8 protein-coding genes are annotated in these 16,284 nt (G+C 45.6%); all 8 read left to right on the forward strand.

Features of this window, described 5'->3' with window-relative positions:
• Positions 1-112: 112 nt before the first annotated feature.
• Complete coding sequence (locus ACCI49_RS20605) at positions 113-1,039, forward strand: hypothetical protein (RefSeq protein ID WP_371841113.1); 927 nt, start codon at positions 113-115, stop codon at positions 1,037-1,039.
• 687 nt (positions 1,040-1,726) lie between these two features.
• Entirely contained in the window at positions 1,727-2,689 is a 963-nt protein-coding gene (locus ACCI49_RS20610; RefSeq protein WP_371841115.1) for a hypothetical protein, read from the forward strand.
• 740 nt (positions 2,690-3,429) lie between these two features.
• On the forward strand, positions 3,430-5,196 hold the full coding sequence (locus ACCI49_RS20615) for a hypothetical protein (protein ID WP_371841116.1): 1,767 nt from the start codon (positions 3,430-3,432) through the stop codon (positions 5,194-5,196).
• A 632-nt stretch (positions 5,197-5,828) separates the two neighbouring features.
• Entirely contained in the window at positions 5,829-7,223 is a 1,395-nt protein-coding gene (locus tag ACCI49_RS20620) for a hypothetical protein (RefSeq protein ID WP_371841118.1), read from the forward strand.
• 633 nt (positions 7,224-7,856) lie between these two features.
• A complete protein-coding gene (locus ACCI49_RS20625; RefSeq protein ID WP_371841119.1) occupies positions 7,857-9,116 on the forward strand; it encodes a hypothetical protein in 1,260 nt (419 codons plus the stop codon).
• A 619-nt stretch (positions 9,117-9,735) separates the two neighbouring features.
• Positions 9,736-11,343, forward strand: a complete 1,608-nt coding sequence (locus ACCI49_RS20630; RefSeq protein ID WP_371841120.1) for a hypothetical protein — start codon at positions 9,736-9,738, stop codon at positions 11,341-11,343.
• A 1,619-nt stretch (positions 11,344-12,962) separates the two neighbouring features.
• Positions 12,963-13,916, forward strand: coding sequence for a TAXI family TRAP transporter solute-binding subunit (locus tag ACCI49_RS20635; protein WP_371841122.1), 954 nt, complete (start codon positions 12,963-12,965; stop codon positions 13,914-13,916).
• 120 nt (positions 13,917-14,036) lie between these two features.
• On the forward strand, positions 14,037-15,842 hold the full coding sequence (locus tag ACCI49_RS20640) for a TRAP transporter permease (protein ID WP_371841123.1): 1,806 nt from the start codon (positions 14,037-14,039) through the stop codon (positions 15,840-15,842).
• Positions 15,843-16,284: the final 442 nt, after the last annotated feature.

The raw sequence follows: 16,284 nt of genomic DNA on the forward strand, positions 1-16,284 counted from the left end.
CTGTTAGCGGATCGGTCGTCTCCTCTCGACCTGAAAACTCGACAACGGTATTCTTGTCCATGGTGGCGTATCTCTTAGTTGGTTTATTGTCTGGCGATAACAAATCAACCAGATGCGCCGCTTTTTTTCAAACCTTCAAACACCAGATTTGGTTATAACTCTCTATGAAGCTGAGGTTGTTCAATCAGGTGGAGTGGTTGCAAGTATCGGCTCAGTCAATCAAATAGGCTCTATGAATGGAGCTGATGTTTTCCAGGAGAATGGAGTGGTTGCAAGTATCAGTTCAGTCAATCAAGTAGGCTCTATGAACGAAGCTGATGTTTTCCAGGAGGATGGAGTGGTTGCGAGTATTGGTTTAGCCAATCAAGTAGGCTCTATGAACGAATCTGATATTTTTCAGCGGGATGGAGTGGTTGCAAGTCTCATTTCAGTAAATCAAGCAGGCTTTATGAACGAAGCTGATGTTTTCCAAGAGGATGAAGTAGCTGCGAGTATTGCTTTAGTCAATCAGGTAGGCTCTATGAACGAAGCTGCAGTTGTTCAAGATGAGGAAGTAGCTGTAAGTTTCGGTTCAGTCAATCAAGTAGGCTTTATGAATGACGCTTTTGTCCTTCAACAAGATGGGGGGGTGGTTGCAAGTATCGGCATCATCAATCAAGTAGGTTCTATGAATGGAGCTTTAGTTGATCAAGATGGAGGAGTGGTTGCAAGTATCGGTAGCATCAATCAAGCAGGCTCTATGAACGGGGCTGAGATTGAACAAGAAGATGTTACGATTGTTAATGCCTTTGTCAATCAAGCAGGCTCTATGAACGAAGCTGAGATTGAACAAGTGCTGGTCACTGCAAGTAGTGCCTTTGTCAATCAACTAGGCTTTATGAACAATGCGACTATTATCCAAGCGAGCGCTGCTCTTAGCCTTGCTTCGACCACCCAGCTAGGTAGCGGTAATATGCATACAACAACCCAAACCGGTGTTGGTCAAACCGCTATCGTCGTACAGATAGGCAACGGTAACATGGGCACAATTACCCAGTAGCAATTTCTCGCCCCTCCCAGTATCTATACGATCCCTCAAAACGATCGAGGGATCGTTATGAGATTGAATCTACCTATTATCCCTCTGAGTACTCGTAAGCGGATCTTGATCGCGGGAGCGCCTACAGGACACTGAGCGCACTGCTAGAGCCTGAGTTAGGGCCTGTACCTAAGGGAAGAGACCGAGAAGGGTCGCTACTCAGGGAGAACAGATTAGTGACATATTGTTAAGTGGGGGAAATTGAGATGCTGCTTTGCTGTTGTTTCGGTCCAAACCTGAGTGGCGGAGAAACTGTGGGAGGGCGTCAATCTCCACAACTACATCAATTCAGCGAATAGCACCCCTTATCGTAAAAAACAACAAATGCTCATTTCAAACTTTATTCCTATTATTTTAGTTATTTCCTCTCATGGCAATTTATCAGTTTGCAGTATAGCTTATGTCTTCAGATAGAAGCTGATTTAACAATAAAGCTCTAAGTGTCATTCCTCGGTTACGTTTTTCGTTTAAACATAGGCGCACTTCTATAAATTATTTTTTTTGGCATCTGGCAGTCCACTCTTAGGAGCTTCATAGAGATAAAGCTTAGGAAAAGAAAATTATTAGAGGCCCTTTTAGGATGTTTGATATGGGAAGCTGTAGTGGAGGTCAGCCAGGACTGGTCAATAGAAAATAAAGGATTTAGTGATGAAGACATTAACCCCCATAGCCACAGCCATATTATTAGCAAATAGCGTAAATACTTTTGCGGATAATAATAAGGCCATATTATTTCAGGTTGGAGGTGGCAATATGGCCGTTGTTGATCAATCAGATCCAACTATTCAACACAATTTGATCGTGCAGGCCAAAATTGGTACTTCTAATGATTCCGATGCCTCTCAAACTACAGGCACTAGTCACAGTGTGGCGACGCATTTACAAGTCGGGGACTTGAATTCTTCGATCTCTATACAACAGAATGATACTTCGCGTAGTAGTATTTTTATCAGTCAAATAGGCTCTATGAACTCGGCTAGTGCTGGTCAAGATATGGCCACAGCAGATAGTGCTTTGATCAGTCAAACCGGCTCTATGAACTCGGCCAGCGTAAGCCAAAGTGTGGTCACAGGAAGTAGTGCTTTGGTCAATCAAACCGGCTCTATGAACTCGGCTGGCGTTGGCCAAGGTTCGGTCACTGAAAGTAGTGCTTTGGTCAATCAAACAGGCTCTATGAACATGGCCGCCGTTAGCCAAGGTTCGGTCACAGCAAGTAGTGCTTTGGTTAATCAGATAGGATCTATGAACCAGGCCGCTATTAGTCAAGGTGCGGTCACAGCAACTAGTGCATCGGTTAATCAAACTGGCTTTATGAACATGGCTGCCATTAGCCAAGGTTCGCTCACAGAAAGTGCTGTTTTGGTCAATCAAGCCGGCTCAATGAACTCGGCCGGCATTAGCCAAAGTGCGTCCACAGTAAGTAGCGCGTTGGTTGATCAAACAGGTTCTATGAATGGTGTAATTATCAGCCAATTAGGTGCTTCTTTTAGCCTTGCTTCGACCACTCAGTTAGGCAGTGGCAATATGCATACAACAGCCCAAACCGGTGATGGTGAAGTCGCTATAGCCGTACAGATAGGTAACGGTAATATGGGCACTATTGTCCAGTAGCAGTCCTTTCCCTCCTTATCATACGACCCCTTAAAATAATAGAGGGGTCGTTATACGTCTGAATCGATCTATTTTCTTTCAGTATGTTGTATGAAAATTTTGATAGCGAGAGCTCCTATAAGGCACAGGCTTCACTACTGGAGTCCGATTCAGTGCCTATGGGAAGTCAGTAGAAGCAAAGAACTGTCATTGCGCTGGAAGAAAGGATTGATAGCCTATTGATTAATGGAGACCAGCAGAAAGATTGCTTGAGAGCTATGGCGATCTACTACTGGGTCAGAAGGAAAGAGTACACTGCACTCGAGGCGCGCTGTGAATACATCCCTGCAAGCTCGTAATCGGCATCCATGCCTCATACGGTCCCGAGTGCAGTGTATTCTTTCCTTCCCTTTTTTTAGTAAATTCGGGAATCGGTGAAGGTGGGAGGTGTCAAGTTCTATAAGTTCATCGATTCAGTGAGAAATACCTCTTATCGTAAAAGACAACAACTACTATTTTTAAGATTTTTTCCTAGAAAATTAGTTATTTCTTCTCATGGCAATTTATCAGTTTGCTGCAAAGCTTAAGTCTGCATTTAGAAGCCACTTTAACCAATAAAGCTCTAAATATCATGCCGATGTTGCCTTTTGCGAATCGAATTCATTTATAAGCTTCGTTAGATGAATACTATAGGTTCTTGCGTATAAATATAGAAAGCTTCGCAGAAGAAGTTGTAGCGGAGGTCAGTCAGGGCTTGTCAAGTGAAAATAAAGGATTTAATGATGAAGACATTAACCCCCATCGCCGCAGCTATGTTAGCAGTCCTTAGCGCAAATACTTTTGCAGATAATAATAGAGCCATATTATTTCAGGTTGGAGGCGGCAATATGGCTACTACTGATCAATCAGACGGGACTGTCCACGATAACTTAATTGTGCAGGCGCAAATTGGTACTTCCAATGATTCAGATGCCTCTCAAACTTCGGGTACCAATAATAGTGTGACAACACATGTTCAACTTGGTGAATCAAATTTTATAATATCTGGCCAGCAGAGTAATACTTCGCTTAGTAGGATTTCTGTCTATCAAACTGGTTCTATGAATATGGCCGGCCCCGGCCAGTCTGAAACTACAACAAGTAGTATATTGATAAATCAAACAGGCAGTATGAATATGGCTGCCACTGCTCAGAATATGGCCACATTAAGTAACGCCGTAAGCAATCAAATTGGCTTTATGAATGTGGGCGTTATTGGCCAAACTGAGACTACAGCAAGTAGTGCTTTGGTCAATCAAGCGGGCTCTATGAATGTAAGCGTCATTGGCCAAATTGAGACCACAGGAAGTAGTGCCTTGTTCAATCAAGCGGGGTCTACGAATATGGGCGTCATTGGCCAAGGTAATGCCACAGCTACTATTGCATTGATTAATCAAGCAGGCTCTATGAACTCGGCCGGCGTAAGCCAAAGTATGGTCACAGGAAGTGGTGCGCTGGTCAATCAAGCAGGCGAGATGAATGACGGCGAAATTTCCCAAGTTTTAGTCACAGCAAGTAGTGCTTTGGTTAATCAGATTGGTTCGATGAACGTTGCTGATATCGAGCAAGAAAATGTAACTGCCTTGAGTTTCGCCGCAATTAATCAAGCAGGTGAAATGAATGAAGCTGACATTGAACAAGATGGCGCTATTGCAAATGCGGCAATAATAAATCAAGCCGGCTCAATGAACGAAGCTTTTATTGGACAAGAAGGTGCACCGGTCTTAAGTATTGCTGTTATAAATCAGATAGGTGAACTGAATGAAGCTGATATTGATTATGATGGTGGTGTTGTCTTAAGTGCTGCCTTTATTAATCAGGCTGGCGAAATGAACGAGGCAGATATTGAGCAAGAGGACGTTACTGGAAGTACGGCAATAATAAATCAAGCTGGTTCTATGAATGAAGCCGACATTGATCAAGATGGCGCCATTGCCAGTGTGTCAATAATAAATCAAGCGGGTTCAATGAATGGCGCTGACATTGAACAGGAAGATGAACCGGTCTTAAGTATTGCTATTGTTAACCAGATAGGTGAAATGAATGAAGCTGAAATTGAATATGATGATGGTGTTGTCTTAAGTGCCGCCTTTATTAATCAGGCTGGTGAATTGAATGATGCTTTTATTGAGCAAGATGACGCCATTGCCAGTGTGGCAATAATAAATCAAGCAGGTTCAATGAACGATGCGGACATTGAACAAGAGGGTGGCCCTGTTGTCGCAAGTATAGCCTTCATTAATCAGATAGGTGAAATGAATGAAGCTGAAATTCTTCAGCTAGATGGAACCGCCTTGAGCGCTGCCAATATTAATCAGGTTGGCTCGATGAATATGGCAGAGGTTACCCAAATGGGTGCTGCTCTTAGCATTGCTTCCACCACTCAGTTAGGCAGCAGTAATATGCACACTACAACCCAAACCGGTACAGGTCAAACCGCAATCGTTGTACAGATTGGCAGTGGTAATATGGGCATGATTACCCAGTAGCAGTTTTCCGTCCTCATCTCTTATACGGCTATACGGCCCCTCAAAATAATAGAGGGGTCGTTATAGGATTCAATCTACCTATTATCTTCTCCATGTCCGTAAGTAGATCTTGATAGTGGGAGCACCTATAAAACTCTGGTTGCACTACTGGAATCCGATTCAGTGCTTGTGCCAAGCCAGTAGAAGCAAGGAATTGTCACTACGCGGGAAGAGTGGATGATGTCCTATTGATTAATGGAGACCAGCAGAAAGAGTGCTTGACAGCTATGGCGATCCAAATTCGAGAAGCAGTGAAGGCGTCAAACCCTGCAAGCTCATCTCTTCATAGAGAAGCACTTCTTATCGTTAAAGGCAGCAAATGACATTTTTCAAACTTTTTTCCTAGAAAATTAGTTATTTCTTCTCATGGCAATTTACCAGTTTGCTGCAAAGCTTAAGCCTGCATTTAGAAGCCACTTTAACCAATAAAGCTCTAAATAGCATGCCGATGTTGCCTTTTACGAATCGAATTTATTTATTAGCTTTGTTAGATGAATACTATAGGTTCTTGCGTATAAATATAGAAAGCTTCGCATGAGAAGTTGTAGCGAAGGTCAGTCAGGGCTTGTCAAGAGAAAATAAAGGATTTAATGATGAAAACATTAACCCCCATTGCTGCAGCTATGTTAGCAGTGCTTAGCGCAAATACTTTTGCGGATAATAATAGGGCCATATTATTTCAGGTTGGAGGCGGTAATATGGCTACTACTGATCAATCAGACGGGACAGTCCATGATAACTTAATTGTGCAGGCACAAACTGGTACTTCCAATGATTCAGATGCCTCACAAATTACGGGTACCTATAATAGTGTGACAACACATGTTCAACTTGGTGAATCAAATTCTATAACATCTTACCAGCTAAATAATACTTCGCTTAGCAGAATTTCTGTCTATCAAACTGGTTCTATGAATTTGACCTTCCTGAACCAGGCTGAAACTACGGCAAGTAGTATATTAATAAATCAAACAGGCAGTATGAACATGGCTTTCACTGACCAGAGTATGGCCACATTAAGTAACGCCGTAAGCAATCAAATTGGCTTTATGAACATAGGCGTCATTGGCCAAATTGAGACCATAGGAAGTAGTGCTTTGGTCAATCAAGTGGGCTCCATGAATACAGCAACTCTTGGTCAAAGTGAGAGCACAGCAAGTAGCGCTTTGATCAATCAATTGGGTGATACGAATTTATCAGTTCTTGGCCAGAATGGGACCACGGCAGCTATTGCCATTGTCAACCAGGCAGGCTTTATGAATTCGGCTGGTGTTGATCAATCCGATGTGATCGCAAGTAGTGCTTTGGTTAATCAGATTGGTTCGATGAACGTTGCTGATATCGAGCAAGAAAATGTAACTGCCTTGAGTTTCGCCGCAATTAATCAAGCAGGTGAAATGAATGAAGCTGACATTGAACAAGATGGCGCTATTGCAAATGCGGCAATAATAAATCAAGCCGGCTCAATGAACGAAGCTTTTATTGGACAAGAAGATGAACCAATCTTAAGTGTTGCCGTTATTAATCAGCTAGGCGAAATGAATGAAGCTGATATTGATTATGATGGTGGTGTTGTATTAAGTGCTGCTTTTATTAATCAGGCTGGTGAAATGAATGAGGCATTTATTGAGCAAGATGACGCCATTGCCAGCGCGGCAATAATAAATCAAGCAGGTTCAATGAACGATGCGGACATTGAACAAGAGGGTGGCCCAGTAGTCGCAAGTATTGCCTTCATTAATCAGATAGGTGAAATGAATGAAGCTGAAATCCTTCAGCAAGATGGAACCGCCTTGAGCGCTGCCAATATTAATCAGGCTGGCTCAATGAATATGGCAGAGATTACCCAAACGAGTACTACTCTTAGCCTTGCTTCCACCACTCAGTTAGGTGGCAGTAATATGCACACTACAACCCAAACTGGTACTGGTCAAACCGCGATCGTTGTACAGATTGGCAGCGGTAATATGGGCATGATTACACAATAGCAGTTTCTCCCTCGTCACCTCTTATACGGCTATACGACCCCTCAAAATATGAGAGGGGTCGTTATACGCCTGAATCGATCAGTATGTTGTATGAGCATTGTGATTTTTATTTTGAGGTTTTGTCGAAGCGGAAAAAGTGAGGAAAGTTCACTGTGTCGGGAGGGTGAACGGATGGTGTATTGATTAGTGGAGGCCAGCAGAGAGAGGGTTCTGTGACTATGGGGATCTGAACCCAAGAAATGGTGAGGGGCAAACTCTATAAGTGCTCCGATTCACGCCAAGCATCTTTTATCATAAAAAGCAACAAAATGAGGTCTTTCAAACTTTTTTCCTAGTAATTTAGTAATTTCCTCTCATGGCAATTTATCAGTTTGCATTAAAGCTTAAGTCTTCAGTGAGTAGTCATTTTTACAATAAAGCTCTAACTGCCATACCGTTGCGGCCCTTTATGTATAAACATAAACACGTCTCTATCACTTACTTTTTTGATATCTGCCAGTACTAATTCATGTGCGCTTCAGGGAGATCAAATTTAGGAAAATAAAGTTATTAGAGAGGTTTATAGGATGCTTTGTATGGGTAGCTGTAGTGGAGGTCGGCCAGGGCTTGTCAATAGACAATAAAGGTTTAAATATGAAGACATTAACTCCCATCAGCGCAGCTTTATTAGTCGCATTTAGCGCAAATGCTTTTGCGGACAATAATAATGCCATATTGTTTCAGGTTGGAGAAAACAATATGGCCGTTACTGATCAATCAGATCCAAGCATTCAAAATAATTTGATCGTGCAGGCCCAAATTGGCACTTCTAATGACTCCGATGCATCACAAACTACCGGAACTAACAGGAGTGTGACAACACATCTGCAGATTGGTGAGATGAATACCGCTGAATCAAGTCAGCAGGGCAATACGGCGCTAAGTATTCTTTCCATAAATCAGTTGGGGCAATCGAATTCTGCCAGTGTAACACAATTTGCTAATGTTGTTTTGAGTGGCACTTTTGTCAATCAGTTAGGCTCGATGAATGAGGCCTTTCTCAGTCAATTCAATGAGGTTGTTACAAGTATTGGTGCTATCGCCCAAGCAGGAGAAATGAACGTGGCGGAAAGTGACCAAAATAGGGTTACTTTTAGTAGTGCATTCATCAACCAGGTAGGCATGACAAACTTGGCCGACCTCACTCAAGAAGTCGTTACTAGCAGTAGCGCATTTATCAATCAGGTTGGCATGGAGAATGGGGCCCAAATTGAACAAACGGATGACGTTGTCGAAAGTATCGGCTCCATCTTTCAAACAGGGCTAATGAACGCTGCCGACTTTGAACAAGAGGATGAGGTTGTTGCGAGTATCGGTTCGATCACTCAAGTAGGGCAAATGAACGCGGCGGGCCTCAATCAACGGGGATCGGTTACTGGCAGTAGCGCCTTCATCAATCAATCAGGTTCGATGAATGTAGGTGCCATTGATCAAAATGGGGTTTTTGCTGGTAGCGCTTTGATCAATCAAGTAGGCTCTATGAATGGGGCCGAAGTTAACCAAAATTTGATCACAGCAAGTAGTGCTTTGGTCAGCCAGGTGGGTTCCATGAACGATGCTAACATCAACCAAGAAAGTGGAACTGACTTAAGTGTTGCCATTATTAACCAGTTAGGTGAAACGAATGAAGCTGACATCGTTCAGCAAGATGGAACCAGCTTGAGCTTTGCCAATATTAATCAGGCTGGCTCTATGAATGCGGCAGATATCACCCAAAAGGGTGCTGCACTTAGCATTGCTTCGACCACTCAGTTAGGCAGCGACAATATGCATACAACAACCCAAACCGGTGTTGGTCAAACCGCGATCGTTGTACAGATTGGCAGCGGTAATATGGGCATGATTACCCAGTAGCCGTTTTCCCTTCCCACCTCCTATACGACCCCTCAAACAATGAAGGGGTCGTCATATGGCTGAATCTACCTATCACCCTTCAGAATGCTCGTATGGGGATAGTGATAGGGAGAGCGCTTACAAGGCTCCAGATGGACTACTGAAGTCTGAATTTGGGCTTGTACTTAAGCGGAATAGGTAAAGTAAGATTACCAAATAAGATGAGCGGATTGATGGCGTATGACTACAGGAAGATTTATATTGCAGTGCACAGTTCTATTTCAGCTATGACGATTCTGGCTGGGTGATTGGAATCCGTTGCTAAATCCAAGAAGAGATGAAGGTGTCGGAGAGTGCCAAACTCTACAATTACATCGATTCAGTGAGGAACATCTTTTATCATAAATAACAGCCAATAACATTTTTCAAACTTTATTCCTAGTAATTTAGTGATTTTATCTCATGGCAATTTGTCAGTCTCCGGTAATGCTTAAATCGACAGTTAGAAGCTGCTTTAACCAATAAAACCCTAAATGTTATATCTCTGTTGTCTTTAGCGTATAAACATAAGAAGTTTGCCGTAAGTAGCTGGTACGCGAGTTAAGTCAGGGATTATCAATATAAAGTAAAGGATTTACTTATGAAGATATTAACCTCCATCGCTGCAGCTATGTTGATAGTATTTAGCGCCAATATATTTGCAGACAATAATAAAGCAATATTAATTCAGGCCGGCTCTAATAATATGGCCGCCACAATCCAAGATCCTTCTACCCACAATAATTTAATTATACAGGCTCAGTTTGGCACTTCTCATGATTCAGATGCCGCTCAAATTACAGGCACTAGTCACAGTGTCGCGACCCACCTACAAGTTGGGGAATTAAATACTTCGGAATCTCTCCAGTCGGATAATACTTCACTGAGTAGTATTTTGATAAACCAAGCAGGCTCTTCGAATGGTGCAGGGGTTTTTCAAGCTGAGGTCACTACTAGTAGTGCCTTTGCCAATCAAGCGGGTTCTATGAACCAAGCTGAGGTTGTTCAAGAGGAAGGGGTGCTTGGAAGTATCGCTTTCATTAATCAAGTGGGCTCCCTGAACGGAGCTGAGGTTTTCCAAGAAGAGGTTACGGCTAGTGGTGTTTTTGTCAATCAAGCGGGCTCTTTAAACGAAGCTGGTGTTGCTCAAGAGAAGGGAGTGGTTGCAAGTATCGCTTTCATTAATCAAGTAGGTTCTATGAACGGAGCTGGGGTTGTCCAAGAAGAGGTTACGGCTAGTGATGCCTTTGTTAATCAAGCGGGCTCTATGAACCTAGCTTTTGTTGGCCAAGCGATGGTTACGGCTAGTGGGGCTTTTGTCAATCAAGCGGGCTCTATGAACGAAGCATTTGTTGGCCAAGGAGACGTTACGGCTAGTAGTGCCTTCATCAATCAAGCGGGTTCCATGAACGAAGCTTTTGTTGGTCAAGGGGAGGGATTAGTTGCAAGTATCGCTTCTGTTAATCAAGCAGGCTCTATAAACGTAGCTGTGATTGATCAACTGATGGCCACTACTAGTAGCGTCTTTGTTAATCAAGCGGGCTCTATGAACCAAGCTCTGGTTGGCCAGGTGGAGGGAGTGGTTGCAAGTATCATTTCCGTTAATCAAGCGGGCTCTATGAATATGGCTGAGGTTAGCCAAGAGGGCGTTACGGCTAGCGGAGCCTTTGTCAATCAATTAGGCTCTATAAATGAAGCTGGTATTGAGCAAGAAGTTGGAACTGTTTTAAGTGTTGCCATTATTAATCAGATAGGCGAAATGAATGAAGCCGACATTGAGCATGAAGATGCAACCGTCTTGAGTATTGCCAATATTAATCAGGCTGGTGAAATGAATGATGCGTTTATTGAGCAAGATGACGCTATTGCCAGTGCAGCAATAATAAATCAAGCAGGTACAACGAATGAAGCCGACATAATACAAGAAGATGGTCCTATTGTTGCCAGTTTTGCCATTATTAATCAGATAGGAGAAATGAATGAAGCGGAGATCCTTCAAGAAGATGGAACTGTTTTGAGCTTTGCCAATATTAATCAGGCTGGCTCCATGAATATGGCAGATATTACCCAAACGGGCGCTGCACTTAGTATTGCTTCGACCACTCAGTTAGGCAGCGGCAATATGCACACAACGACCCAAACCGGTGTTGGTCAAACCGCTATCGTCGTACAGATTGGCAGCGGTAATATGGGCATGATTGCTCAGTAGTAGTTCCTCCTTCTTCATCTCCTATACGCCCCCTCAAAATATAAGAGGGGGCGTCATACCTCTAATTTTGCCTATCATTGTATCCGCCATTCTTCTTGGCCTCGAAATTTCAGCCAAAGAGGCGCATAGCTATGACCGCCATGAATGGCGCCTCAATTGGTCCTACCCTGGCGGCGATGATTTTTCCTTTCGGTATTTCAATCGTAAAGTGTTCGCACTGCAGCCCGATGATTAAACTATCTTACCCTGGTAGGGGTGTGTTCATTGGTATTTAATTGGCTAGTAGCAGTCAGCCGATGAGTCCACCAGCTTGCTGATGAGCCGAATTACTAAAAAGAGGGAAAGAAAGAATACACTGCGCTCGGACCGTATGAGGCATGGATGCTGATTACGAGCTTACAGGGATGTATTCACAGCGCGTCTCGAGTGCAGTGTATTCTTTCCTTCTGGCCCAGTAGTAGGTAATTGGTGATCTCTACATTTTCGTTTCTCCTTTTTTGTTGATAGTGGTAAAGAGTCTTGCTGGTATGGTCCGCTGGATATCCTGCATCACCTTGTGAAACTAGATGGCTTTACAGTTGAAAGGTCTGCCGAGCAATATGAACCTTCAGACACGACTTTAAATCCCCCTTTTTAGTTAACAATTTTCCTTCTTCAAACTTTTAGGCCTGAGTATCATTGGCTTCTCTACCAACAGATTCTGCCTAACGCTTGTAAGGGCTCGTATAGTTCAGACTGATCCTCCGAGATCATTGTAGAAGCGGGATATCTTCACCATGGTTTGGCTATCGGTGCTGAATATTTGGTTGCGTGGAATATTTCTCTTCTTAAGCACGAAAAAGATTGTACTGTTACCCGCCGTTAATTTTCGAAGGGTTTATCTATTTTGAGTTAGCTAACATAAATAGAAAACGAAGTAAGCAGAAGGCAGCTTTAACAGGCAATAGTAGTGGAAATATTACCTTTATAAGATGCGTGCGGTTTATTGAGCGATAAAATGGTGAGAGAGAGGCACCTCATTTTTGAGGGTTCTATTGTTTTTAATCGTAGGTGTGAAGAATTAACATGGCTGAGCTAACTTCGTCTTATCCGCTTGATGAAGGTCAAAACTGCCCGGCACTCCTGTATCTAAACAAAGTTCTAAGCGAGAATGACGTGGAAGCGGCATCGATTGAGGTACTCAAATCTAGGCTTGGTCCGACCTGCTCAGGTGTCGGTGATCGGGCGTGGCAGGTGACACCAGTCCTCCTTCGGATCGAGCGAGACCTTTATGCAAATCTTGGTCCTGCTGCCATTGTCTATGGTGGCGAAGCTCCTCCGGCTCCGCGGCAAAAGCTGATTGACGCTAGCTCTTTCCAATTGTCCGACCGTTTCGCCCAGTGGGGTTTCCGGACCTGATTTGGTGCGGAATCGGATTCCGGCGAACCCCAGTGTTGTCTGAGCAGGTATTCAGGCAATCCGAAGACGGGTCTTGAACCAAGCCTGAGATCCTACGGAACGGAATTGATCAAGTTCACCCTTGCGGAGATTTCCCCGCGCGACTGAATTTTCAGGTAGGGAAAGGAATTGCCTTGTTCTCGCGCTAGCAATATCCTTTCGAATAAATTGGGAAGAAAATCATGAAAACCAACCTTTTTAAGCTGGCCTTGAGCCTGTCGTTAACATTTGCAGCGTTGGAATCCCAGGCCGAAACGCGCATTACCTACAAGTCAGCCAAGTCGAGTTCGTCCTATTACCAGATGGGCGTACAGATCGCTGAAGCGATCAAGGCAGGCAGCGAAGGGGGCATGATCGTCACCGTCGAAGAGAGCCAAAGATCGGTACAAAATGTCATGGAAGCCCGTGCGCGGGGCGCTGATTACGTCTTTACCACGCCGCCGACACTAGTGAAGCTCGCGCAGAGCGGTAAGGCGATGTTCGAGGGCAGGGGGGATCCGAAATTCAATGAGATTCGTGCCTTGTTCCCGATCCCGTCTCTTACCATGCATTTCGTCATGTCGGAAAAGAGCGGCGTCACCGATTTTCCGGGCATGGAAGGCAAGATGATCCTGCTCGGCAAAGGCTCGTTCGGTGCCCGCGAAGGTGAAAAATACCTCAAGCTGTTCGGGTTGGAAGGCAAGGTTGAGCTGGCGGAAGTCGAGCTTTCCAACGCGGTGGCTGCGCTCAAGAATGGACAGATCGACGGATTTGTGACCGCCGGTGCCTGGCCTGCACCGAATGTTATCGAGGCAGCGGCTTCAACGGCTGTCAATGTCATTTCGCTGGATGATGAGCAGATTGCGCAGTCGAAGCGCACGAAGCTGGTCATCCCCTCCGGGACGTACAAGGGTCAGGACGACATCACCACCACGTCCCTGCCGGTTGTTGCCTACACGACAACAGCAATGGATGATGACACCGCTTACACTCTGACAAAGACGTTCTGGGAACAGAAGGCTAAGATGGGTGAGAATGCACCTTGGTGGAACGGTGTCGACCAGGGCCTGATGGTAAACATCATCGACAAGATTCATCCAGGAGCTATCCGCTACTACAAGGAAGTGGGGGTCGAGCTGACTGCCGCTCAGCAGTAACATCCCCTTTCCGGTAGAACTGCCGGCATGCAGTGTGGCGCATCGGGTGTTTGTCTGCTGCGCACTCCCCAACCAACCCGAGCCCGGCTCCGGCCGGTATGCGTTTTTCAGAAATTTCCCATGCTCAGTAACGAACCTGCCAAGATGCTTTTTGGGCGATTCGCAATGCTTGGACTTGCGATTGTCCTGGTTGCCTTTCACCTGGGACTGATCTTTTCAGGCCTTGTGCCGAACCTCGTCAGCCGGCCGATCCACCTGGCGCTCGCCTTGCCGTGGATCTTTCTTTTTGCCGAAGGCGGGTTTATGAAGAAGACCAGCGGTGCGATCATCTGTGCAGCTGGCGTGGCGGCTTGTCTCTGGGTGGCGATCAATCAGAAGGCCCTGTCCGACCAGTATGGCTTTCTCGAAGGTGACTTTCAGATCCTAATTGCGATTGTGTTGCTGGTCACGGTTCTGGAGGCAGCACGTAGGGCAATCGGTTGGCCATTGCCGATCGTTGCTGCGCTCGCACTTTTATATGGTCTCTGGGGACAGTACATTCCGGGCGAATTCGGTCACTCGGGAACACCGATCGCCAGCTTTCTCGGAACCCTGACAATTGCCGAGGGTGGCATCTGGGGCAGTCTGACGGGTGTTTCGGTCAATGTGGTGGCGATCTTCGTCATATTCGGAGCGGTCCTGAATGCAGGCGAAGCCGGTCAGGGGTTCATGAATCTTGCAGCTGTCGCTGCCGGACGGCTGAAGGGGGGGGCGGCAAAGGTTTCTGTGCTGTCATCGGCCCTGTTCGGTTCGATTTCCGGCTCGGCGTCGGCGAATGTGGCCTCTACCGGGACAATCACTCTGCCGGCCATGACCCGCCTTGGCTATCCAAAGCGACTGGCGGCGGCGGTTGAGGCTGTCGCGTCTTCCGGCGGCCAGATCATGCCGCCCTTGATGGGAGCCGGTGCCTTTGTGATGGTTGAACTGACGCGTGTTCCCTATACGCAGATCATGATGGCAGCGCTCCTGCCAGCGCTACTCTACTTTTTCGCGGTTTGGGTCGGCATTAACGCCTATGCACGAAAGATTGATCTGGCCGGCCTAGCGGCTGAGGAACGTCCGAACCTGCGGAGGGTCGCGATAACATCGACGTTTTTTATGGTGCCGTTTTTGGTGCTGCTCTACGGTATGTTCATTGCCCGCTACACACCACAATATGCGGCCTGTATGGCCATAATTGCGGGCTTCATGCTGCTGTTTTTTAACGCTGGTGGTACTTTCGATCTGACGCAGATCCTGACTCGCCTGGAAAAAGCCGCCCTGAATGCTGCCCGTCAGGTATCCATTATTGCCTCGATCATTGTTTGCGCCTCTATCATCATCGGCGTGCTCGCGATCACCGGACTCGGCGTCAAGATTACCTCGTTGATCTTGTCAGGCTCGGAGGGCATGTTGTGGCCATCCTTGCTGCTGACCGCAATTGCCTGCCTGTTTCTCGGCATGGAGGTGCCGACGACCGCTGCCTACGTGATTTGTGTCTCCGTCGCGGGTCCTGCACTGATCCAGCAAGGATTAGATCCTCTACAGGCCCATCTGTTCGTCTTTTGGTTTGCGCTGATTTCAACCATCACACCGCCGGTTTGTGGGGCCGTTTTCATTGCCGCGGGCATGATCGGTGAAAACTGGCTCAAAGTCGCGCTGACGGCCATGGCACTTGGGATCGGTCTGTACATCATTCCCTTGGCAATGATTGCCAATCCGGCAGTGATCCAGTTGTCAAGCACGCCGCTCGTTGCGCTGGCCACCGCGGTGAAGATCGGTCTAGGACTTGGCCTAATTTCCTATGGCGTGATCGGCTTTGAAAGGCCAATGCTTAAGCTGCTGGCGATTGCTGCAGGTAGTGGGGTTGTGTTTATTAGTCTCGGATTTTCGGGTGCCGCTACCTGAGATTTCATCTCTGAAATTTGTGGAAACCCAAAATCGAAACGGAGCGCGAAGACGATCTTCTTGCTCAGGATTGGCCTCGTTAGAGCTATCAGGCCGCGGAAACACCGCTGATGAAGTTTTTAACGTCCTGTTTCAGCTGTTCGGTTTGCGCTGCAAGATCGCTAGACGCATCCAGAATGATTTATTATAACGCTTGAAAAATGAATGCATTAAAAAAACGTTTCATATAGATGTTTGCCAAATGCCGCGATTTCTATACCCTGCCGGGTTACCTCAGTCGTTCGAAGTGAAAAGACATTACTTTTTTGGGGGAAAACTTATGAAGTTAATTAGTCGACCCTGAAAAAAGTCTCCAGACCTTGTGGCACTAGGATTACGTGGATATATGACATAGCCATTTCGACCAGTTTTCGCTATTCTGATCCAAATTTCTGGTCGAAAT

It is taken from the genome of Microbulbifer epialgicus (assembly GCF_041447265.1).
In the GTDB taxonomy this organism is placed as follows: Bacteria; Pseudomonadota; Gammaproteobacteria; order Pseudomonadales; family Cellvibrionaceae; genus Microbulbifer; species Microbulbifer epialgicus.

What these genes read in the sequence shown, in the direction of transcription:
- ACCI49_RS20620 (WP_371841118.1), top strand. Translation starts at nt 5,829, where the DNA reads ATGAAAACATTAACCCCCATTGCTGCAGCTATGTTAGCAGTGCTTAGC.
- ACCI49_RS20630 (WP_371841120.1), top strand. Translation starts at nt 9,736, where the DNA reads ATGAAGATATTAACCTCCATCGCTGCAGCTATGTTGATAGTATTTAGC.
- ACCI49_RS20640 (WP_371841123.1), top strand. Translation starts at nt 14,037, where the DNA reads ATGCTCAGTAACGAACCTGCCAAGATGCTTTTTGGGCGATTCGCAATG.
- ACCI49_RS20625 (WP_371841119.1), top strand. Translation starts at nt 7,857, where the DNA reads ATGAAGACATTAACTCCCATCAGCGCAGCTTTATTAGTCGCATTTAGC.
- ACCI49_RS20635 (WP_371841122.1), top strand. Translation starts at nt 12,963, where the DNA reads ATGAAAACCAACCTTTTTAAGCTGGCCTTGAGCCTGTCGTTAACATTT.
- ACCI49_RS20605 (WP_371841113.1), top strand. Translation starts at nt 113, where the DNA reads ATGCGCCGCTTTTTTTCAAACCTTCAAACACCAGATTTGGTTATAACT.
- ACCI49_RS20610 (WP_371841115.1), top strand. Translation starts at nt 1,727, where the DNA reads ATGAAGACATTAACCCCCATAGCCACAGCCATATTATTAGCAAATAGC.